Source organism: Arthrobacter sp. UNCCL28 (assembly GCF_900102805.1).
In the GTDB taxonomy this organism is placed as follows: domain Bacteria; phylum Actinomycetota; class Actinomycetes; order Actinomycetales; family Micrococcaceae; genus Arthrobacter; species Arthrobacter nicotinovorans_A.
In genome coordinates, this window is the sequence record NZ_FMWE01000003.1 from 107720 (window position 1) to 128761 (window position 21042).

General features: G+C 61.5%; 16 protein-coding genes. 9 read left to right on the forward strand and 7 right to left on the reverse strand.

What is annotated here, in order from left to right:
• The first annotated feature begins 12 nt into the window (after positions 1–12).
• From BLQ01_RS09175 to BLQ01_RS09190, 4 genes are all read left to right on the forward strand, one after another.
• Positions 13–1776 (forward strand): acetyl/propionyl/methylcrotonyl-CoA carboxylase subunit alpha, encoded by a 1764-nt coding sequence (locus BLQ01_RS09175; RefSeq protein WP_091551302.1) that lies wholly within the window; start codon positions 13–15, stop codon positions 1774–1776.
• The gene (locus tag BLQ01_RS09180; RefSeq protein ID WP_091551304.1) at positions 1776–2645 is read left to right on the forward strand and encodes an HpcH/HpaI aldolase/citrate lyase family protein; all 870 of its coding nucleotides are present in this window, start codon (positions 1776–1778) and stop codon (positions 2643–2645) included. Before BLQ01_RS09175 ends, BLQ01_RS09180 begins: the two co-directional genes overlap by 1 nt.
• A 29-nt stretch (positions 2646–2674) precedes the next feature.
• Positions 2675–3154, forward strand: coding sequence for a MaoC family dehydratase (locus BLQ01_RS09185; protein WP_091551306.1), 480 nt, complete (start codon positions 2675–2677; stop codon positions 3152–3154).
• A gap of 98 nt (positions 3155–3252) precedes the next feature.
• Entirely contained in the window at positions 3253–4644 is a 1392-nt protein-coding gene (locus tag BLQ01_RS09190; RefSeq protein WP_091551307.1) for a class I adenylate-forming enzyme family protein, read from the forward strand.
• Between the two features lie 34 nt (positions 4645–4678).
• On the opposite strand, the gene BLQ01_RS09195 is transcribed toward BLQ01_RS09190, so the two are convergent.
• Positions 4679–5872: an acyl-CoA dehydrogenase family protein gene (locus BLQ01_RS09195; RefSeq protein WP_091551309.1), complete on the reverse strand. Its 1194-nt coding sequence runs from the start codon at positions 5870–5872 to the stop codon at positions 4679–4681.
• 44 nt (positions 5873–5916) lie between these two features.
• Positions 5917–6393, reverse strand: coding sequence for a MaoC/PaaZ C-terminal domain-containing protein (locus tag BLQ01_RS09200; RefSeq protein WP_091551310.1), 477 nt, complete (start codon positions 6391–6393; stop codon positions 5917–5919).
• 380 nt (positions 6394–6773) lie between these two features.
• Here BLQ01_RS09200 and BLQ01_RS09205 point away from each other — a divergent pair, with 380 nt between their 5' ends.
• Positions 6774–8036, forward strand: coding sequence for an MFS transporter (locus BLQ01_RS09205; RefSeq protein WP_175493396.1), 1263 nt, complete (start codon positions 6774–6776; stop codon positions 8034–8036).
• A gap of 118 nt (positions 8037–8154) precedes the next feature.
• On the opposite strand, the gene BLQ01_RS09210 is transcribed toward BLQ01_RS09205, so the two are convergent.
• Genes BLQ01_RS09210 through BLQ01_RS09225 form a run of 4 tightly spaced genes read right to left on the reverse strand, consistent with a single transcriptional unit; the run spans position 8155 to position 15765 of the window.
• Entirely contained in the window at positions 8155–9603 is a 1449-nt protein-coding gene (locus BLQ01_RS09210) for an NAD-dependent epimerase/dehydratase family protein (RefSeq protein ID WP_091551313.1), read from the reverse strand.
• On the reverse strand, positions 9600–11888 hold the full coding sequence (locus BLQ01_RS09215; RefSeq protein ID WP_091551314.1) for a glycoside hydrolase family 3 C-terminal domain-containing protein: 2289 nt from the start codon (positions 11886–11888) through the stop codon (positions 9600–9602). Before BLQ01_RS09215 ends, BLQ01_RS09210 begins: the two co-directional genes overlap by 4 nt.
• Complete coding sequence (locus tag BLQ01_RS09220) at positions 11885–14401, reverse strand: glycoside hydrolase family 78 protein (protein WP_091551316.1); 2517 nt, start codon at positions 14399–14401, stop codon at positions 11885–11887. Before BLQ01_RS09220 ends, BLQ01_RS09215 begins: the two co-directional genes overlap by 4 nt.
• A 17-nt stretch (positions 14402–14418) precedes the next feature.
• Positions 14419–15765 carry an MFS transporter gene (locus tag BLQ01_RS09225; protein WP_091551317.1) on the reverse strand — a complete coding sequence of 449 codons (1347 nt, stop codon included), beginning with the start codon at positions 15763–15765 and terminating at the stop codon, positions 14419–14421.
• Positions 15766–15892: 127 nt separating this feature from the next.
• Between BLQ01_RS09225 and BLQ01_RS22095 the strand changes: the two genes are divergently transcribed.
• Together BLQ01_RS22095 and BLQ01_RS09240 are read left to right on the forward strand one after the other, a co-directional pair.
• Complete coding sequence (locus BLQ01_RS22095; RefSeq protein ID WP_175493397.1) at positions 15893–16894, forward strand: LacI family DNA-binding transcriptional regulator; 1002 nt, start codon at positions 15893–15895, stop codon at positions 16892–16894.
• A 146-nt stretch (positions 16895–17040) separates the two neighbouring features.
• Positions 17041–17952, forward strand: a complete 912-nt coding sequence (locus BLQ01_RS09240) for an alpha/beta hydrolase (RefSeq protein WP_254779319.1) — start codon at positions 17041–17043, stop codon at positions 17950–17952.
• Positions 17953–18162: 210 nt separating this feature from the next.
• Here the strand turns inward: BLQ01_RS09240 and BLQ01_RS09245 are convergent, their stop codons facing one another.
• Positions 18163–19194, reverse strand: a complete 1032-nt coding sequence (locus tag BLQ01_RS09245) for a DUF4192 domain-containing protein (RefSeq protein WP_091551320.1) — start codon at positions 19192–19194, stop codon at positions 18163–18165.
• 453 nt (positions 19195–19647) lie between these two features.
• On the opposite strand from BLQ01_RS09245, the gene BLQ01_RS22785 reads away from it, so the two are divergent.
• Both BLQ01_RS22785 and BLQ01_RS09250 read left to right on the forward strand, forming a co-directional pair.
• Positions 19648–19779, forward strand: a complete 132-nt coding sequence (locus BLQ01_RS22785) for a hypothetical protein (protein ID WP_302846716.1) — start codon at positions 19648–19650, stop codon at positions 19777–19779.
• A gap of 523 nt (positions 19780–20302) precedes the next feature.
• The gene (locus tag BLQ01_RS09250; RefSeq protein ID WP_254779321.1) at positions 20303–20890 is read left to right on the forward strand and encodes an MFS transporter; all 588 of its coding nucleotides are present in this window, start codon (positions 20303–20305) and stop codon (positions 20888–20890) included.
• Positions 20891–21042 lie beyond the last annotated feature (152 nt).

Sequence of the window (21042 nt, forward strand, 5' to 3'; positions counted from 1 at the left end):
CAAGGAACACCCATGTTTAGTAAAATCCTGATCGCCAACCGAGGCGAAATCGCAGTCCGTGTCATCCGGAGCTGCCGGTCCCTCGAAATTCAGTCTGTAGCCGTGCATTCCGAGGCCGACTCCGGATCCCTTCATGTGCGCGAGGCCGATCAAGCGGTGGACCTCGGCCCGGGGCCGGCAAGTGAAAACTACTTGAACATCGAGCGCATCATCGCTGCCGCACTCGAGACCGGAGCGGAAGCCATCCACCCGGGATACGGATTCCTCTCCGAGAATGCCACGTTCGCCAAAGCCGTGGTGGATGCCGGTTTGGCCTTCATCGGCCCCAGTCCCGACGCGATTTCGACGATGGGCGAGAAAGTCGCCGCGAGGGCAGTGGCCATTGCCGCGGAAGTTCCGCTCGCCCCTGGATCCAAGGAAGCCATCACAGATGCCGCGGACGTCATCAGCTTCGGCGCCGCCCACGGTTACCCGGTCCTCGTCAAGGCATCAGCCGGTGGCGGTGGCCGAGGCATGCGACTGGTCGAATCCGAGGAGCAGGCAGAGGAGGCTGTGGCGGCAGCCGTGCGCGAGGCTACGGCGGCCTTCGGCAACGGCGAGGTCTACTTGGAGCGGTATCTCACCACTGCTCGGCACGTTGAAGTGCAGGTGTTCGCGGACAAGTTGGGCAACACGGTTTACGTCGGTGACAGAGACTGCTCCGTGCAGCGCCGTCACCAGAAACTTATTGAAGAGTCACCCGCGCCAGGCCTCTCCGCGGAACTCCGGGCAGCCATGGGGGCGGCGGCCGTGAGGCTGGCCGAATACGTCGGCTACGCCGGGGCCGGCACTGTGGAGTTCCTGGTGGAGGGCGAAAACTTCTACTTCCTGGAAATGAACACGCGCATCCAGGTGGAGCACCCGGTCACCGAGATGGTGCACGGTGTGGATCTCATCGCCGAGCAGATCCGGGTAGCAGCAGGCGAGGAGCTAAGCATCCGCGACCGGCTCACCCCGCATGGAGCGGCTATAGAAGCACGCATCAACGCCGAGGATGTGGCCGGTGGGCTCTTCCTGCCGTCCCCGGGCCTTATCGAAGAGCTCACCGCTCCTGAGGGTGAAGGCCTTCGCTTTGATAGCGGTTACAACAGTGGCGACGAGGTGCTGCCGTACTACGACAGTCTCATCGGCAAGCTCATTGCCTATGGGCCGGATCGCGAGACCGCACTATCCAGGCTCGAAGACGGTCTTGAGAGGCTTCTTGTTCGAGGAGTTTCCACCACGGTCCCGGCTTCCCTCAAGGTCGTGCGACATGAGGATTTCCAGGCTGCACGTTTCACTACCCGCTGGCTCGAAGAGTCGGTGGATTTCTCGGAGGAACCTGAGGACGAGCCTTTGGCGCGCAACGAGGTGGAAGTTGGCGGAAGGTTTTACATCATTCCGCAGTTCTCCGACCGCCCTGGCTCGGTAAACAATGGCAGCCCCGCTTGGTCCGCACCAGCCGCAGAAGCCGCTGGAGGCAGCCAACGCCCGCGAAATATTCGCGCCCGTGGCAAGGGAAAGGCCTCAGACGGAAGCGTCAAGGCACCCATGCAGGGAACCATCATCAAGGTCAACGTCGAGGAAGGCCAAGCAGTCGCAACCGGCGATGTCCTGTTCGTCCTTGAAGCCATGAAGATGGAGAACCCCATCCAGGCACCCGCGGCCGGAATAGTAGGCCCCATCCACGCAGCCGTGGGTGACTCGATGGCAGCCGGAACCTTGCTCACGCAGCTCGTCCTGGAAGGAGCCAACTAATGAAGCCCTACCGCTCTATCCTGTTCGTCCCTGGCCACAAGCGAAGCTGGATCGACAAAGCCTTGGCCTCCGAAGCCGACGCCATCATCATCGACTTGGAGGACTCTGTTCCGGAACCGGACAAAGCTCTGGCAAGAGCCAACGCGCGGGACGCCCTGGGCTCCCACGTCGCAGACAAAGGCATCCTTATACGCCCCAATGCCTTGGATACGCTCCACTTTGGGCAGGACATCGCAGAAACGACACACCGAAACCTGACCGGCTTCCTGCTGCCCAAGCTCTTCTCACGCGATGATGTGGTGCGCTTCGATGCCTTGGTCACGGCCGCCGAAATTCAGCACAACGTGCCCAAGGGAACTGTGGAATTGATCCCATCCTTGGAAACGGCTGCTTCCATCAACAAGGTCGATGAGATCCTGGCCGGTCCACGGGTGGGCGGCGTCATGGCCGCGGCCGCCAAGGATGCAGACGTGTCCCGCGAGGTGGGCTTCAGCTGGACAGCGGAAGGAACCGAAACCCTCTACCTGCGCAGCAAGGTAGTCCTGGCTGCCCGGGCCGCAGGGCTGCGCAGTATCGTTCTCGGACTCTGGCAGGAAGTCAGCAACATTGACGGGCTCAGGCGCTTCGCGGAGGCCAACAACGGACTTGGCTACACGGGCCAAGTGCTCATCCATCCGACACATGCTCCCGTGGCCAATGAGTCCTACGGCTTGTCACCAGCAATGCGCGGATACTACGAGGGCCTCGTAGAGGCCTTCGAGGAAGGCCAACGCCATGGGCACGGCGCCGTCTCCTACCGCGGAGATCACATCGACCTCGCCCACGCCAACCACGCCCGCCAGGCCCTCGCCTTCGCTGGCCAAAACTAACAACCCCACACCTTCAAAGGAGACACATCATGGCCGGAATGTATTTCGAAGACTTCCAGGTAGGCGAAGTAATACGCCACGAGGTCACCAGGACCGTCACGGAGACTGACAACCTGCTGATCACCGCGTTGACCATGAACGTACAGCCATTGCACCTTGATGCCGAATTTGCCGCAAAGAGCATGTACGGCAAGCAGATCGTCAACAGCATCTTCACACTGGGCCTGGTTACCGGCATCCCCGTCCAAGACACGACACTGGGCACAACCTTGGGCAATCTCGGGTTCCGCGACATCGAATTCCCTAAGCCTGTTTTCTTCGGCGACACCCTGCGGGTTGAAACAGAAGCATTGGACAAGCGCGTGTCCAACTCCAGGCCCGAAACCGGAATCGTGGGCATCGAACACCGCGGCTACAACCAGAACGGCGACGTAGTCTGCGTGGTTCGCCGCACGGCACTGATGAAGAGGCGGGAAACGGCAGACGCAGAGGTCTCAGCCAGCGCGTAGCTCCTCCACTCCATTCCACCCTTCATAATGAAGTGCAGGCCGGTCAGCAGAAATGCGGCCGGCCTGCACTTGTCCTAGCCGGAAGCAATATCTAACAAATGCCTTTTCTGAACCGACTCCAGAAGTGGGCCGACCTCTGTCCTGATGGCACGGCCGTCGCTGTCGACGGCCGTGGATTCACTTGGTCGGAGCTTCGTGGAGCAGCAGAAGAACTCGTCCCTGACACCCCTGAAACATACGTCTTGGCGGAACCGAACACCGCTGAGTTCGCCGCACTCTACTGTGCTGGCATTGCCGGAAGCCGACGGGTTGCCGTTGTGGATCCGGCATGGACAGCACAAACGCTGGAGGAGATCGCGGGAAAGCTTCCGGGACCAACATGCGTTGAAGACACCGTGTTGGAAGACGGCGACGCGGAGTCGACGTTCCTCATTGGCTTCACGGCCGGCACCACAGGAACACCGAAGGCTTTCACGCGTTCACGCCGGTCTTGGCAGGCTTCCTTCGACTCTTCCATTAGGTTCTTCAACCTCAGGGAGGATGACAGGACACTCGCACCCGGCCCGTTGTCAGCCAGTTTGAACCTTTACGCCCTTTCGGAGTGCCTTTATGCGGGTGCTGAATTCCACACTTTGCGAAACTTTGATGTGGGGGAGGCGCATGAGGTCATCGTGCATCACGGCATTACGCGGTTGGTAGTCGTCCCCACTACGCTCCGACTCATCAGCGAGCGAGGCCTCATGGCTTCGGTGGATGGCTCCGCCATCAGGACGATCATCTGTGCCGGTTCCAAACTCGACGCCCGGACACTGGAAGCCGCGAGACGTTGGGCACCCAACGCCACAATCTTCGAGTACTACGGTGCCGCCGAACTCAGCTTCGTGTCTGGCCGCGGCATTGGGTCAGGGACAGCCCTCGATGCGGCCGGCACGGCCATTGGGTCGCCTTTTCCTGGTGTCGAAGTACGGATACTCGACGACAGCGGGAAGTCAGTCCCGGATGGAACGCCAGGCAATATCAGCATCAGAAGCTCCATGGTGTGTGAAGGCTTTCTTTGGGGCGACGACTGTGACGCCTTCCGCCGTTTTGGCGATCACTACACCGTGGGTGACAAAGGGTTCCTCCAAGGCCCCGAACTGCATATCCTCGGCCGCGACTCGGACATGATCATCACTGCGGGCACGCACGTCTATCCGCACGAGGTTGAACTCGCTTTGTCCTCCATGCCTGGTGTTGAGACTGCTGTAGCAGTAGGCGTGCCGGATGACATGGCCGGCAGCCGCGTCGTCGCAGGAATCGTTGCGTCCTACGGAGGGCTCACCGCGACCTCGGTGAGGACGGGGCTGGAGGAATTACTCAGCAGTGCGAGCATGCCGTGCCGTTACTATCTCCTCGACGAATTGCCTGTCTCCGACCGTGGAAAAATCAACCGACGGACGCTGCTGGAGTGGATCCGGAACAACGATCACAGGGCGCGTCTGCTCCGATAGCGGAGCGGACACGCCTGTGGCTGCGAATCAGTGATCAGTAAGAGCGCGGAAGTCCTAAGTGTTGCTCCCCAATGTAGTTGCGGATCATGTCATCGGTCAGGGGAGCAAAGGTGTATAGTCGTGCGTCCCTGAAGTATCGCTGCATGGGCAGTTGTCGGAGGAATCCCCAGCCGCCCATTGCCCGCATTCCCACGTCGGTGGCAGTGGTGGCGGCATCTGCGGCGGCGAGTTTCGCCATTGCCGAAAGGGTCTCGTCTGCTCCCGCGTTCTGATCTGAAGCCGTGGCCGCTTTCTCAAGTAGCAGCCGGGCGCTCTCAACTTTGACGCTGGCGTCCACCAGCTTGTGCTGCAGGGACTGGAACGCCCCGATGGCTCTCCCGAACGCGTGCCGTTCCTTGACGTATGCCACGGTGTAATCCAGTGCGCCGCGGGCTATACCCAACGCAACGGCTGCTCCGTTGAGACGTTCTCCATTGAGAGTGCCCAGAACATGGCGGAAGCCATGGTCCACTTGCCCGAGAACCAGCCCGGCGGGGACGTTCACATCCGTGAATTCAATGTCGCATTGTTCAAGCGCGCGGATTCCCATGGTGTCTATGGGCTCTGTCCTGATTCCAGGAGTGTCCCGAGGCACGATAAACATCGTTATTCCGTCGATCGCGGACCGCTGGATGTCCGTGGTACGTGCAAGAACAATGAGGTAGTCCGCGTCGGAAGCCCCGCCGATCCATTTCTTGGCCCCGTTGATCAGGAACGATCCGTTGGGTTGTCGGACTGCCCTGGTCGTCATCGCTCGTGCCACGTCGGTGCCACCCGCCGGCTCACTCAGAGCGAACGACATTCGGGCATCCCCGGCGTGCAGCGGTGCGAGAAAGGTCTCCTGCTGGTCGCGGTTGCCGAACGTGTGCAGCAGTTCGACGCCCATGTACTGGACTACGAAGGAGACGCCCATGGACGTGGCGCGGGCGCCGAGCTCTTCGAGCACCACAGTCTGGCTGCGGTGCTTGGCCTTACGGCCGCCAATGGTTGACTCCAACTGGACGAAGCCGGCCGTGGCCAAGGCGCGGAAGAGCTCGACGTCGTACGTCTCGCCTTCGTCATGGGCCGTTAGACGTTCCGCGGAGACGTGTTCGTCCAGAAACTGAACCAGGCGAGTGCGTAGCTCTTCCGGAGACTCGGAAGCGTCCGACGCGCTGTGAGTTCGCCCGATGGGTGCGGTGACGCTCATGTGAAAAGGCTCCTTTGCGTGATGGGCGGTGGGGGATTGCTGTCCTAGCGACGCTTGATCAGGAAGCTGCTGGAGAACGTCATCACTGTGCTGCCGTCCTGCTTTACCACCGTGTAGTCGATGGTCCAGAGTCCGGCGTCCGGCTTGCTTGTTTCCCGCGCCTCGCTGACCAGCGCTTCCACCCGGATCGTCTCACCGATGAAAACAGGCTTCAGTGCCCGGACTGATTCCAGTCCGAGCCAGGCAATTACGTGGCTGAAGTAGCCGGTCTGGGTCATCAATCCCAAGGCAACGGACAAGGTGAGTGGCCCGTGGCCAATTCTCTGTCCAAATGGGGTTTGCGCGGCGTATTCCTCGTCCAAGTGGAGGGAAACCCAGTCGCCGGTCAGGCCGGCCCATTGCACCAAGTGCGCCTCTGTGATGGTGATGCCGGGGCTTTGGATTTGGTCGCCCGTCACCAGGTCGTCCCAATAGTGATCCGGGCGTCCCTTGACGACTCTGTCCTGGACCTGCTCAGTCATATTTTCTCCTCGTGTCCTATGGCTTCATGGGCTTCGTTACCCATAGAAGCTCCTCACATCTTATGCGAATGAGCGTTCGTACGTATAGAGTTCGGCAGTTTATAGGGCCACTCTTGCGTGCGATCCACATCACACTCTAGACTGCGAACGAACGCTTGTTTTTTAAGCATCCTAAATGTCCGGCCCTGGAAGGCGGGGAGCGTGGAGCTCCCCGAACTTTAGTGGACCGAGAACGTCACCGCTGACGCCCAAGTCTCCATACACTTTAATTACCCAAGGAATGAGTTCCAATGTCGGAATTGTCCAGCCCTGTTCAATCATCGCCACCGGCCGCGGGTGACGCGTCTACATTCCACCCCCGGACCGCTCGACGGGCCGTAATGAGCGGTACGTTCGGCACTGCTTTGGAGTGGTTCGACTTCGCCGTCTACGGAACGTTGTCCGCGACGCTGTTCCCGCAACTTTTCTTCCCAAGCTTCGATACGAACACCGCCATTCTGGCCTCCTTCGCCACCTTTGGAGCAGGCATGGTGGCACGCCCACTCGGCGGCATCATCTTCGGCGCCTTGGGCGACAAGATTGGCCGGCGAAACGTCCTGATGTTCACCCTGGTGCTCATGGGACTGTCCTCCGTCTTTATCGGTTTGCTCCCCAGCTACGCTGTGGCCGGCATCCTCGCGCCAACTCTTCTGGTGCTGCTGCGCTTTCTCCAAGGATTCGCCCTTGGCGGCGAGGCAACAGGAGTGCAGGTGCTCGTGGTGGAGCACGCACCTTCCGACCACCGTGGGCTGTACGGAGGAATCTTGGCGACGGGATCGCCCCTTGCCCAGACTTTCGCATCCCTCACTCTCACCGGCCTGGCCGCCTTCCTGTCAAAAGACGACTTTGCCTCCTGGGGCTGGCGGGTTCCATTCCTCATGGGTGTGCTGCTCCTCGTGGTGGGCGTGTTCATTCGCCGGCGAGTAGAGGAAACCCCCGCTTTCAAGGAGAGCCAGAAAAAGGCTGCTGAATCAGCAGTTCCGCAGGAGCGTGCTCTGGCCGTGATCATGAAGAAGCCCGGGACCGTCATCAAACTCGTTTTGTCTTGGGCTGCATCTGCAGGGCTCTTCTGGATCAGTGTCACCTACGCCGTGAACTACCTGACAAAGGAGCTCGGCTACGACAACTCGATCACCTTCGGCCTGTTGCTCATGGCAAACCTTGTCTCAATACCCGCCGCCGTCCTCGGTGGCCGTCTCAGCGACCGTATAGGCCGCAAAAAGACCTTCCTCATCGGCTTGGTCATGCAAGGCATCGCCGCGGGAACGATGTTCCCGATCATGAATTCCATGAACTTCCCGGCCAGCGCAGCGATCATTGCACTCGCGCTGTGCGGCATTCAGGTGACGGCGGGCACGCAAGCGGCGTTCTTCTCGGAGTCACTGCCGACGACCATGCGCTACACGGGTTCGGCGCTGGGCATGACCATGGCCGGGCTGCTCTTCGGGGCTCCGATCCCCTTCATTGCGGCATGGATTTTCCAGAACACGAGCAACGGAACCTTGGCCCTGACCTGTATCGGTCTCGGGCTGGTCGTCATTTCAATTATCGCCACCTTGACGCTGCCGGAGCGCTACAAGCAGTCGCTCCACGAGGAACACTAACCTGGATCGCAGGCTCCAAGACGGGCCTTGCCAATGAGGCGTCGCGGGCTGCACAGAAGATGCAGCCCGCGGTGTCGTCGTGCAGACAGAACCGGGATGAGAAGGCGCCCTGGTTGGATCAGGCTTGAACAGGAATGCTGGTCTCCAGCTGTGCAAGGAACTTGTTCGATGTAGCCTGCTTGGGGTAGTCCTGGGGGTTCTTGATGCATTGTGGGCACCAGTGGCCGGCTGTGAGGATGAGCCGGGGGCTGCCCTGGAAAGAGTGCCCTGCCGCGCACTCCCATTCCAGTGGGGTGGTGACGTCGCCGGTAGTCATGGAGGAGGATGTCAGCGTGCCGCCGCGGAAGTCGGCTGCGTCCTTCATGTCCGCGAGTGTCCAGCTCGACGGGTCCTTGGCTTCGTCATAGCCGTGGTCCAGGAGTTGTGGTTCTTTGTCAGGCCTGGGCGGCCAGAAGGTGGACCAGTCACCGATGCTCTCCCATTCCTGTCTGGAACCGAAGTAGGCATCGATCTTGGCTGTGTCGTTGGCTTCAATCCAGGCCATCGTGCCGCGTGGCTTTTTGGTCAGCGGTTTCATTACGAGATGCTTGATCAGTGGCGCAGGGATTTTCCCTGCGAGCCGCACCCCGGCCGGTGCCGCTGCGAGAGCACGGTCCAGTGCTTCCTGGAAGGTGTCTTTCCGGAAGGGGACGAGGGATTCCAGCACGTCGGAGTCGGTGTACCAGAATCCGTGGAAGTTGCCGGTTGCGAACCAGTTCCGGTCGTACCATTTACGGACGTCTTTGACACCCATTGCTGCGGTCATGCTGGTTTGGAGGTCCCAGTTGGTCAGGCGCCATGATTCGCCGCCACCGATGTTGTAGATACCGCCCCAGAACTCTTCGGGGACGCCGTCTTCGCAGATGTTGGCCAGCAGGCGGGAGGCGTCCTCAACGGAGACCCATTCCAGGACGCCGCCGAAGGGGGTGTGGGTCATGATGGGGTCCCTGATTTCCAGGATTCCTGGGTGGAAGATGCCGGTTTGGCGCAGGGAGACGAAGTTCTTGAGCCCTGAGTCAATGAGTTCACGTTCTGCGATGACTTTGCTTTGCCCGTATTCGTCATAGTGGGATACTCGCAGGGGGTCACCGATGCGTCCCCAGTGATTGGGCGGGTTCCGGTCACCGCTTTGGGCGACGGTGCCGACGGTGACCAGCCGGACGGCGTCGGGATCCGGCTGGCTCTTCACTGCCCGGATGACGTTCCTGGCGCCGCCGACATTGACCTTATGTGCCAGCTCCGGGTAGTCGTCAGCAAACGGTGAGACGACGGCGCCGGTGTGCAGGACGTAGTCGGCTCCGGTGACGCAGGACAGCACGGTGGGGTAGTCCGTGACGTCGCCATAGACGACGCTGAGGCTTCCCATGTCCTCGAAGGTGCGGATGATCGTGGTGTCTTTCGGGGTGGGAAGGACCAGGGCAGTGACGTCAAACCGGTCGGCGCGCTGTGCGAATTCCCGCAGGATGTACTGTCCCCAGTTCCCGGTGGCACCGGTCAGGAAGACCTTCTTTTTCCGTGTTGATGTCATCGGACCGGAGCCTCCCTGATGGCGTGGATCAACTGTTCCAGCGCTTCCTCGGGAATGCTGATGCCTGGGAACTTGACGAACTGGTTCATGGGCATGGAGTAGGCCATTTTCAGGCCGTCCTGCATCCCTTCGGCAGCTGCGCGCTGTTCCTCGGTCAGCGATGCCGTGATGCCCTCAATGAGCAGGGGACCGGCAATCGGATGCGTGAACCATTCCTCGACTGTGGACGTGAGGCGTAATGAGATGGAGCGGCCAGCGTCCCCGTCAAGGCTGATCGCACGTCGGGCAACGATATCGCTGGCGCTGCGTCCAATTTCGATCGCGTACTCGCCCGGTGTGACGGCCCAGCGGCTGTCGGTGACGTCGTAGTGGGCGAAGGCGCGGCGGTCCAGGTCGAAGGTGAGCGTGCGGGACTCTCCTGGTTCGAGCGTGACCTTCTGGAAGGCCCGGAGTTCACGCACTGGTGTTTGGACCGGTCCTTGGGGTGCAGCCACATATATTTGGGCGACGTCGGCTCCTATGTAATCACCTTCATTGGTAACGGTGACGTGAACCGTCGCCTGGTCCGTGCCACGCACGGCCACGCTGAGGTCGGAGTAGGTGAAGGTGGTGTAACTGAGACCATGTCCAAAGGAATACCGGGCTGGTATGTCGACTGTTTCGTGGTATCGGTAGCCGACTAGGACGCCTTCGCCGTAGCGGACATGGCCTGCCTCGCCCGGGAAGTTGATGAACGAGGCAGAGTCGTTGAGCCGGAACGGAATGGTTTCGGCGAGCCGGCCCGAGGGGTTGGTGCGACCGGTAAGGACATCGGCGATGGCTCCGCCGCCCGCCTGGCCCAAAGCCCACCCTTCGAGGATGGCCTCGACCCTATCGTGCCAAGGCTCGAGCGTCACAACTCCACCGTTGGACAGGACAACGATCGTGCGGTTGCTGACGGCCGCGACGCACTGGATGAGGGCTATGTGGTCTGCGGGCAGGTCAAGGTTGGTGCGGTCGAATCCTTCGGATTCTTCCTTTTCGTCCAGGCCGACGAAAACGATATTGACGTCGGCTCGGCGGGCTAGAGCCGTGGCTTCTTCCAGCAGGAGAGCGGAGGCTTCCGTGCCGTTGTCTCCGTAACCGGGGGCGTAGTGCACGTGATCCTCGCCAAGCGCCGCGCGGAGCTCGTCGAGGGGGATGTCGACGCGGGTTGGGTTGACGTGGGAGCTTCCTCCGCCCTGATAGCGGGGCTTCTGGGCGAACTCACCGAGGACTGCCACCGCGGTACCGGGCTGGAGGGGGAGTGTGTTGTTTTCGTTGCGGAGCAGGACGATGGAGCCTGCGGCCGCCCGGCGGGCCAAGGCATGGTGGGCCTCAATGTCGAATTCAGCAGAGTCACCGTATTCCATTGCCGTGAGCTGCTGCAGCTGCGCTAGCCTTTTGGCGCTGGCGTCAAGTAAGGCAGGGTCGAGGCTGCCGTCCTTGACTGCGGCAATGATTTCGGCCGTGGTGGCGCCGTCAGCGCCGGGCATTTCAAGGTCCAACCCTGCCTTCAGGGCCGCGACACGGTTGCTGACGGCGCCCCAGTCGGAGATTACGGCCCCGGCGAAGCCCCATTCGTCACGCAGGACGTCGGTGAGAAGCCAGGCGTTTTCCGAGGCGTAGAGGCCGTTGATGCGGTTGTAGGAGCACATCACGGTGGTCGGTTTACTGTCCTTGACCACGCGTTCGAAGGCGGGGAGGTAGATTTCGCGCAGGGTTCGTTCGTCCACGTCGGAGCTGATCCGCATGCGGTCCGTTTCCTGGTTGTTGGCTGCAAAGTGTTTGACGGACGTTCCGACGCCCTGGCTTTGGACGCCGCGGACCCAGGCAGATCCCAGTACCCCGCTGACCAGCGGGTCTTCTGAGAAGTACTCGAAGTTCCGTCCGCAGAGGGGGGATCGCTTGATGTTGATGGCGGGGCCGAGGAGGACGTTCACGCCCAGGGAACGGGCTTCGCGGCCCAGCGCCTGACCGACTTCTTCGGCTAGGTCCGCGTCCCAGCTTGAGCCCAGTGCTGTCCCGGGAGGAAAGCACGTGGCGGGCAGACTTCCGTTCAGTCCCAGGTGGTCCGCTTCGCCGTCCTGGCGGCGGACGCCGTGTGGTCCGTCGGTCAAAACCATCGAGGGAACCCCGGAGACGGAGGCAGTGGACCAGAAGTCCCGGCCGGATAGGAGCGTGGCTTTTGCCTCCAGGTTGAGGTCAGCGACGGCATCCTGTGCGCCTTGACCGGTGGTGCCGGCATTGGTAGCGGAAGTGGTCATGCTGGTACCTCGTTCTTTGCTGTCAGGACGTTCTCGATGGCTTCGGTTAAGCCGGCGGGGCTCATGGGGATCATGCCGAGCATGTCCCTGATGCTGATGTTTTTCGCGTCGGGGTTGTTGGCGTCCAGCGGGACTCCGGGGAAGAAGGAGGAGAAGGTTTCGGCGAAGCTGTCCCACAGGTCTTTATCTTGGGCCAGGACTCCGAAGGTGGTGTCCAAGCTGTATTCAGGGGTCTCGTTGCGTCCTGCGGGGATGTCATAACTCCAGCGGTGTTTTCCGGGGCCCACTTGCTCTTTCAGGTTTTCCGGATGCAGGGGGAGGACAACGTCGGCGGTTGCACCATCAGGGACCGTGACGTCGACCGTGACTTTGTGGTCGGCGATGCGCCAGGAGACGGCGGCTTCACCGAACGGTGTGAGGTGGCGAGCCGAGGCGCTGGTGAGGTCCCCGCCAGGTTTGGGTGCTATGAGGATTCGTTTGTAGCCGGGTTCGGCAGGTGCAAGACCTGCGACGGTGCGGTGCATCCAGTCCGCGACCGCGCCCAAGGCGTAGTGGTTGAAGGATGTCATGCCGCCGGGGTTGATGGTGCCGTCGGGGCGCATGGAGTCCCAGCGTTCCCAGATGGTGGTGGCGTCCATAGTGACCGGGTAGAGGAACGAGGGGCATTCGGTGTTCAACAGGAGCTTGTAGGCGTCGTCCAGGTGCCCAGTCTGTGTCAATGCGTCGCAGAGGACGGGGGTGCCGACGAATCCGGTGGAGATGGTGTGCTTGGCCTTGGCTACCAGGTTGGCGAGCATGTCGCCGGCGCGTTCCTTTTGCGTGGTGTTGAGGATGTCGAAGGTGATGGCCAGGGCGTAGGCGGTGGCGGAGTTGTTGGCTAGGCGTCCGGACGGGGTGACGTACTCGTCCAGGAAGGCCTCCTTGACCTTAGCGGCGAGCCGTGAGAACCGTGCGTTGTCTTCGCTGTTGCCGAGGATGGCGGCGGTTTTGGCCATGACGTCGGTGACGCGGCAGAAGTATGCGGCGGCCACAAGGTGTGACTCGGTTTTACCGCCTGATGGGTTTTCCGCCGGTGCGTCCGGGTCGAGCCAGTCTCCGAACTGGAAGCCGGAGTCCCACAGTCCGTCCGGGTTCAGGAGGCCAGCGACCTGGTCGGTGAAGTCCGTCATTGAGCTGTAGGCGTCTTCCAGGATCTGCCGGTCCCCGTAGGCCTGGTAGAGGGTCCAGGGCAGCAGGACAGCTACGTCGGACCACACGGCTGTGGTCATCGGTGCGGCGTGGGTTTGAAAGTCGGGGACGACCATAGGGACGTAACCCTTGTGCTGTTGCTCAAGGGCCAGATCGCGCAGCCATGATCCGAGGACGCCCCGAACGTCGTAGAGGTAGGCAGCTGTGGGACCGAAGACGTTGATGTCGCCGGTCCAGCCCAGCCGTTCGTCGCGCTGGGGGCAGTCGGTGGGGAGGCTGACGAAGTTGCCCTTCATGGACCACACGGTGTTGCTGTGGAACTGGTTCAGCAGAGGGTTGGAGGTTTCGAACCATCCGGTGCGTGCCATGTCGGTGTGAATGACGACGGCGGTGAGCTTGTCTTTGGTCAGTTCTCCGGGGTAGCCCTCGATTTCGGCGTAGCGGAACCCGTGGAAGGTGAAACGCGGTTCCCAGCTTTCCGGGCCGCTGCCTCGCAGCGTGTACTCGTCTGTTGCCTTTGCCGTGCGCAGGGGTCGGATGCCCAGCTCGCCGCCGTCGAGGACCTCGGCGTGGCGGAGGGTCACCGTGGTGCCTTCCTTGCCTTCAACGTTTAGCCGGACCCAGCCGACCAGGTTCTGGCCGAAGTCGGCGATGGTCTTGCCCGTGGGGGTAGTGATGAGCTGCTGGACCGGGATTTCCTCGATGCGGCGGACAGGTTCCTTCGTCGGGGCTTCGAGTGTCGTCAGGTCCCAGTCGATGACTTCCACCAGCGCCCAGCTGGAGGCATCGAACCCAGGGGCAGACCAGTCGGGCTGTTCCTTCCGGGCGTCATAGCGTTCGCCGTCGTAGATGCTGTCGAAGAGGACCGGACCGGGCGAGGTGCGGAACTCCTCATCGGTGGCAACGATCTCGATATGGTCGCCATAGTCGAGTTCGAGCTGCATGAACAGGCCTGGCCGGTCAGCGAAGATGTTTTTGCTTGGTCCTGCGCCTTCCCAGCCGAGCCGGCCCCTTGCCCATCCTTCCCCGACCATCCCGCCCAGGGTGTTGGCGCCGTCAATGATGAGTCCGGTGACGTCATGGGTGCTGTAATTCAGGCGGTGACGGTAGGTGGTCCAGCCGGGTGCGAGGACTTCGTCGCCCAGGCGTTGCCCGTTGAGGTATGCCTCTACAACTCCGAGCGCCGTCACGTGCAGCGTTGCCTGTCGGACACTGGCGGAGTGAAAGTCGCGGCGGAACAGGGGTGCCGGCTGGGGGTGTTCGGACTGGTCGTCGGGTGCTGCCGGGGCGATGAATCTGGCGGACCAGGGGAGGGAAGGGCTCATGGAAGTCTTTCTGGTTTCTAGCGGACGGACTTGATGCGCAGGACAAAGAGCCCGCCGAGCAGGGTGATGCCTGCTGCCACCAGGTAGAGCAGGGTGTAGTTCTTTTCAGCACCGATAGCCCCGATCGTCAGGAAAAGGGGAGCGACCAGGGGCGCAGCTGCCTGGGGGATGGAGGTCGCGAATCCAGTGATTCCCAGGAAGCGGCCGGCGTTGGTCTTCTTCTCGGGCAGGACGTCCAGGAGAAGGGCTTGGTCCACGGCGGAGAAACCGCCGATACCGATCGAGGTCAGGACTGAGCCGACGATGATGATCGGCAGGTCATGGGCGAAGGCCATGATGACAATGCCGGCCGCGAAGACCAGCGCCGCGGCGAGCACAATCGGCTTCCGGCGGCGGATTTTGTCTGAAAGGAAGCCGCCACCAATCGCTCCAAGAGTCGTGGCGAGGATGCCGATGCCGCCGACGGATGCGATAACGCCGGCGATCTCCTGCAACGAGACGCCGAGCCGGGATGCCAGGAAGAACGCCGTGAATGTGGTGTTCAGGGTCAGACCGAAGTAGAAGAGGAAGCGGGCGAGCCAGTTCCAGCTGAAGTCCGGGTACTGCTTTGGGTTGTAAACGTACTTCGAGGCGATGAGCCGGATGCTGAGCCTGTCCTCAAAAACCAGGTTTTTGCTGGATCCTTCGCGCCCTAGGAGGACAAACAATGCACAGAAGAGGACTCCGGCGATGCCTGGTACGAGGAAGAGCAGCAGATTGTTGGTCATCAGCGAGCCTGCAGCTACAACACCGATAACCGGGCCGATCTGAGTGGCGAATCCAACCAGGCCGGAGACTTTCCCGCGCTGGGATTCAGGCAGGCGGTCAGCCTGCGATGCGTTCAGACCCGCCAGGGCTTGTCCCCAGCCGAGCTGGGCCAGGATCCAGCCCAGGGTCAGGACCGCCATGTTGTCCGCGGAAGCCATCACCATAAGTGCGAGAACGCCGATGATGGTGCCGCCGATGATGAACGGACTTCGCCGGCCCAGCGGGGTGCGGGTTCTGTCGCTCAACGTTCCCAAGAAAGGGGCGGTGATCATGACGACCAGCGATCCTGCTCCAAGGATGTAACCGAGGTTCTGTTCCTGGCCTGGCGTGATCTGGCTGACCTTCACCGACAGGGAGATTGCCATAGGGGTGATAAACGCGATAAAGACGCCCAGCTGGGCCAGGACCATCAACCAGATGTATTTCGCGGATACCTTGGGCAGGTCTGCGCTCACTGCAGGCACATGGTGGACGGCTTCTTCATCCGTGTGTCCGAGCACGCCGGTCACTGGTGAACCGGTGGCGGGCGCCACGGGAGGTTTCTCAGGAGAGATCATTAGGACTCCATTGTCAAAATTGAAGTGGGGAACCTCACTAGTACGTACTAGTGAGTGTGGGTATGATGCTAGCAAGGGCCGATTGCGTCTGGCAAGAGGTATTTGTAACGATTCAAGGAGTGTGGGTTTGACTACTGCAACGGGGCGTCGGGTGACAGCTGCCGATGTGGCCAGGGAAGCGGGCGTTTCCCCTGCCACGGTTGGCTTCGTCATGAACCGGACCAAGGGCCAAACTATCTCCGAAGCGACTCGGGAGCGGGTTCTGTCAGCAGCCCAGGAGCTGAACTATAAGCCGCATCATGCGGCACGGGCGCTACGCAGCGGCCGGAACAACCTTGTTCTGCTGGTCCTGCCTGATTGGCCCCTAGAGCATAGCCTTCGCACCAACCTCGAAGTCCTAACCCAGGAGCTTGGCCGTCACGGCTACACCCTGGTCACCTATACGCCGCTTGCCGACAGTGCCGCCACGCCCCTGTGGGCCATTCTCGAACCGGCCGTTGTCATCGGCTATGGACAGTTCTCCGACGGGGACCTGGCGGACATGAAATCCGTGGGGATTCAAAATATCATCCCGGACCGCGCCTCCGAGCAGCTCTCCTCGGACTTCACGTCCGGGCCGAAACTCCAGACCGAATATCTCCTGGGGCTCGGCCACACCCGGCTGGGCTTCGCCCATCCCGCCGACCCGCGGTTGGAAGGCTTTGTTGACGCCCGGCTCCATCTCGTCCAGCAGGTATGCAGGGATGCCGGGATTCCCGCCCCCGTCGTCAGGCAGGTCGATTTCCGGGATGGAACGCATACCTCAGCCGTTACGGAGTGGCGTGACGCAGGTGTGACCGGCGTGGTTGCGTACAACGACGAGACGGCGGTGGACGTCGTCGCGGCGGCAGTGCGACAGGGGATTCGAGTCCCAGAAGAGCTCTCCATCATCGGCCATGACGATTCCCCTTTGGCCGCCCGATATCTCCCTTCAATTTCCAGCGTTGGCGTAGACATGGAACAGCTCGGTCTCTTTACCGCCGCTATCGCCTTGCATCATGCAGAAGGGCATCTTCTGCCGGACGCGCCCACCAATACCGCGCGGATAGTGCCCCGCGAATCGGCTGCTCCTTTGGTTCCGGACGCCTGATCTCTTGCCGTGCCCTCCGCGCAGGTTGACAAGGACCGGCATTTCGGCTGTAGATTGGGCAACCACTAGTACGTGCTAGCAGCGGCTGGATATGCTCTTACGCAATGCAAGGCATGTTCTGCTGCGGAATTATCTAAGGAAACCCGGTGTCCAAGAAACCTGATCCTCGCTCCTACACACGTGGCCTTGACATTGCCGATGAACTTATTGATGGCAGGCACGGTCCCATTCCGGTCCGGAGGTATGCGCCGGGGATCGGAGCTGGTCAGGACAAAGACCCGCTCATCTGGCTGCACGGCGGGGCGTTCAGCTGGGGAGGGCTGGATCAGCTCGAGTCCCACGCGGTCGCCTGCGCGCTGGCGAACGAAGGTTGGCCTGTGGTCGCCGTTGACTACCGTCTGGCCCCTCCCTGGAGTTGGATACGGAAGCCCAAACCCGGAATATTGCCCGGCATACGGTTCCCTGTGCCATTGGAGGACGTCGTTGATGTCATCCACGCTATTCGCAACGAGGTGCCGCGGCGCCGCCTCGTTCTCGGCGGGGCAAGCGCAGGCGCCTGCTTGGCTGCCGCCGCAACCCTCCACTTGCGGGACGAGGAAATGGAAGGGCCTGACCGGCTTGTTCTGGCCTACGGCACCTTCCACGCCGCCCTGCCAGCACTTACACCGGAGATCAAAGCCAGAGTCCGTGGCCGCCACGGAATAGCGCAGTTCAACCGAGCAACGGTGGAACGGATGAACCGGAATTACGCAGGATCCCCGGCAGCCATGTCCGACTTCCACGCCTTTCCGGGTGGCGCCAACCTCGCAGGATTCCCGCCGACCCTCATGCTGGATGCGGACCACGACACGCTCAGGGCATCAGGTCAGGCATTCAGCGATGAACTAAAAGACGCCGGTACAGCCATTGAGTACAGGCTCGTCGCGGACTCGCGTCACGGTTTCCTCGACAAACCCGAAACGCCTGCGTTCGCAGAAGGCATTAGACGTATGCAAGTCTGGCTCAATTGCTCACGGCGTGACGAGGCGGGAAATGGGGCATCCTCCGCCGAGGCATAACCGCTTTCAGGCGTTCACGCACAGCCGCTGCCGACATTCTCAACCGTCGACAGGGACTATGCCGTAGCTGCCATCGCCAGGCCGTCGGACAGTCCCCTGCCGGGAGGACAATCGGCATCAATGTGCTAAGGACGGTCGCGGGTCTCGATAGCTCGCGGTTGGAGGAGACGCCACCTAGTTCGTCGTGAGCACAATTGTCGGCTGTCACCTTCAGGGCATGTCGAGCCGAGTTTTGTAGGCGGTGTTTTTGTTGGTGTTCCAGCCGGCGATTATGCCTGCTCCGAGCATTTGTTCGGTTAGGCGTGCGAAGCGGTAGCCGGGGTCTGTGTCGAGGGCGAGTTGCATGTATTGGTGTGCTTTGGATCCTCTGCCTTCCCACCAGTTGATGTAGCCGATGGTGGTGAGAATCGGGGCGGCGTGTTGTGGGCTGGTTCTGGTGTAAGCGTGGAGGAGCAGTTGTTGTGCCCATTCGACCCGTGACCATCGAGGTGCAGCCTCGGTTTGGGCGAAGAGGATGTGTTGGGGCGGTTCATTGATGCCAGGGATGTCTGCCATGAGCCGGTCTCGTATGTGAGGGAACTGGAAGTTCGCGATCAGGTTGGCGCAGTCTTCGTCGGTCGGGAAGTCGTTGTTGCCGAGCATGCCCGTCCAGAGTTGGCTGGCTTGTAGCGCGGCTTGACGGGGTGCCTGCGCTCGGATGGTGTTCATGCAGTTCTCGACGGCGACGGCATGGTCTGCTTCGCGGGTCGGCGTTGGGAGGATGATCCGATTGGTGGGTTCTATGGTGCTGCCGCGATAGATGAATTCGGCGTTGACCCGGCTGGATTCAGTGGTGCTGATGGGCAGGCTGATGTTTTGTCCGGGTTCGCTGTCGTAGGGGGAGTAGGCATCGTCGCTGACGAAGATACCGTCGCGGATGGTGATGCCGTTTTCTGCGAGGACTCCGGTGAGTGCTGCAATGGTTGCTGCGTGGGGTTTGGGTTGGCCTGGTTCGCAGTGTTGTGAGGTGTAGAGAGCGAAGACGATGCTTGTCGCGCTGGTGTCACTGGTGAGGTAACTGGTGATAGTCCTGGCGTAGGGGAGTTCTGTTCCTTGGTGTTGGGGGAGATCGATGCGGAGGGTGGCGCCGATCTTGCCCTTGTCCAGGGTGATGCAGACCAGGCTTTCCTGGGGCCAGAACCCTAGGCTGTGCCCTATGAAGCTGAGCAGGTCGGCCGGGTCTTTGATGGTGAGCGCATTCATTGTCCTGTTCCTTTGCCTTTGTCTGTTCTTTGTGGTCGTTTGTTCCGTGTGTCCCTCTGATGGAGGCCTATCGCTGGATCGGGGCTGGAGTGCAACTTTTGGGACCGGGCAGGATGGGAGTGTTCGGGAGGAGATAAGCGGCACAGGAGCGCCGGACGGAGATTTCGATCCGTAGCCCGCTTGGGAGTGCCCTGGTTGTGCGGAGTGCCCGCCCAGAGGGGATCGCGATATCAGACTGACAAACAGCGTTATTGTTTCTGGCTATTCATGGGTTGCCTGACGCGCGGCTGCATGACGTGAGCTGGCCTATTCTTGCGCATTGCCATAATTTGGCGGGATCGCCGCGGCGGATGCTTCTAGGGACTCTGACCCTCAACGTTCGGGGTCTGGCGTGGAAGTTCCTGATAGGCAGTGGTTCCCCAATGCCTTCGCCTAGAAACAGCCGGACCGGACATGAGACAACCCGGCGGTCCGCGAGAATTCAACCTCCGCTTGCTGGTCTCGGATCTCGACGGCCACCACTTCCGCCGCGCCATCGTCGACTACATGGCCCAGCTCCGCCTCACGGGGTCGACCTATCCGTAGGTGTTCTCCAACCGCGACATCACCCTTCACGCCACCCGATACGGGCTCGCACCCCTCAACAGCCCAAAAAGTGAAACTGGGAACGGAATAGGTCAAGGCCGGCGGGCCGCGGGACGCCATAGACATTGGCCGCGGTATACGCCGTATGCTTGCAGCCACACAACTGAAGTTTGCCCTGTCCGGATCGGCCTATCCGTACAGGGGGAAAGAACTCGGCCTGCGCGAGGTGGCGGTCATCCCGGCCGCTCACCGACGGAATCCTTACTTCTTCCATGGCGCAGAATACGGCGGCCTTGTACGCGCCAGCTTCGGTGGGCTGGTGTCACCGCTCCCGGCCCCACATTGGCTTCCTGGCAGCGAACCTCGTCACCGCGTTCTCCACGGACATTGTGTTGTCCCTCGGCGCGCGGCCAGTTGCCGGTGGGTTCTCCGGCCTCCTGTGGGGCATGCTCGCGGGTTACGCCCGCCGGATCACGGCTCCGGCGTACGCGGGGCGTCCCTTGGCACCCCGGTTGGACTTGCCGTGGGTGCACCGTTCGGCTCCTGGCTGGGCACCACCTTCGACTGGCGCTGGTCCTTTGGCGTCCTTTCGATTCTCACCGTCATCACGGTTTTGCTGGCTCTTTTTCTGGTACCGGACGCGTCTGGCCAGCGCGCTGCGACGCGTGTCCCGCTGGTGCGGGTGCTCGGCATCCCGGGGGTCGCCGTCGTGCTCGCTGTCATTGTCAGCTGGATGCTGGGGCACAACATCCTTTACACGTACATCGGCTCCTACCTCCTCACGGCAGGCCTTCCGGTGTCGGTGGATGTTGCGCTTGTGGTGTTCGGGGCGGCGGCGATTGACGGGATCGCTATCACCGGTGCTGTGATCGACACGGGCCCTCGGCGCCTGGTTCTGCTGGGCCTCGGTTCCTTTATTGCCGCCGGCGTGTTCTTCATCATTGGCCAGGGATCCGTAGCGGCGGTGATTGCCGCGATTGTGCTGTGGGGCGTTGCTTTTGGCGGGGCGGGGGCACAATTGAAGACGGCGATCAGTGCCGCCAGCGGGGACAACACCGACGTCGCGCTCTTCCTCACCATTTCCGGACGACGCACTGCATTCCCCAGCTAATCATGAGATGCACATGAAGCTCAGCCGCAGGACACTGCTGGTGCCATTCCCCATCGGGGCGAGCCTGCTGCTGGCGTCGTGCACTGCAACGCCAACGGCGACGCAAGGCCCCCACTGCCGAGACTCCGCATGTTGCGGGGCCGAGCGGTCCG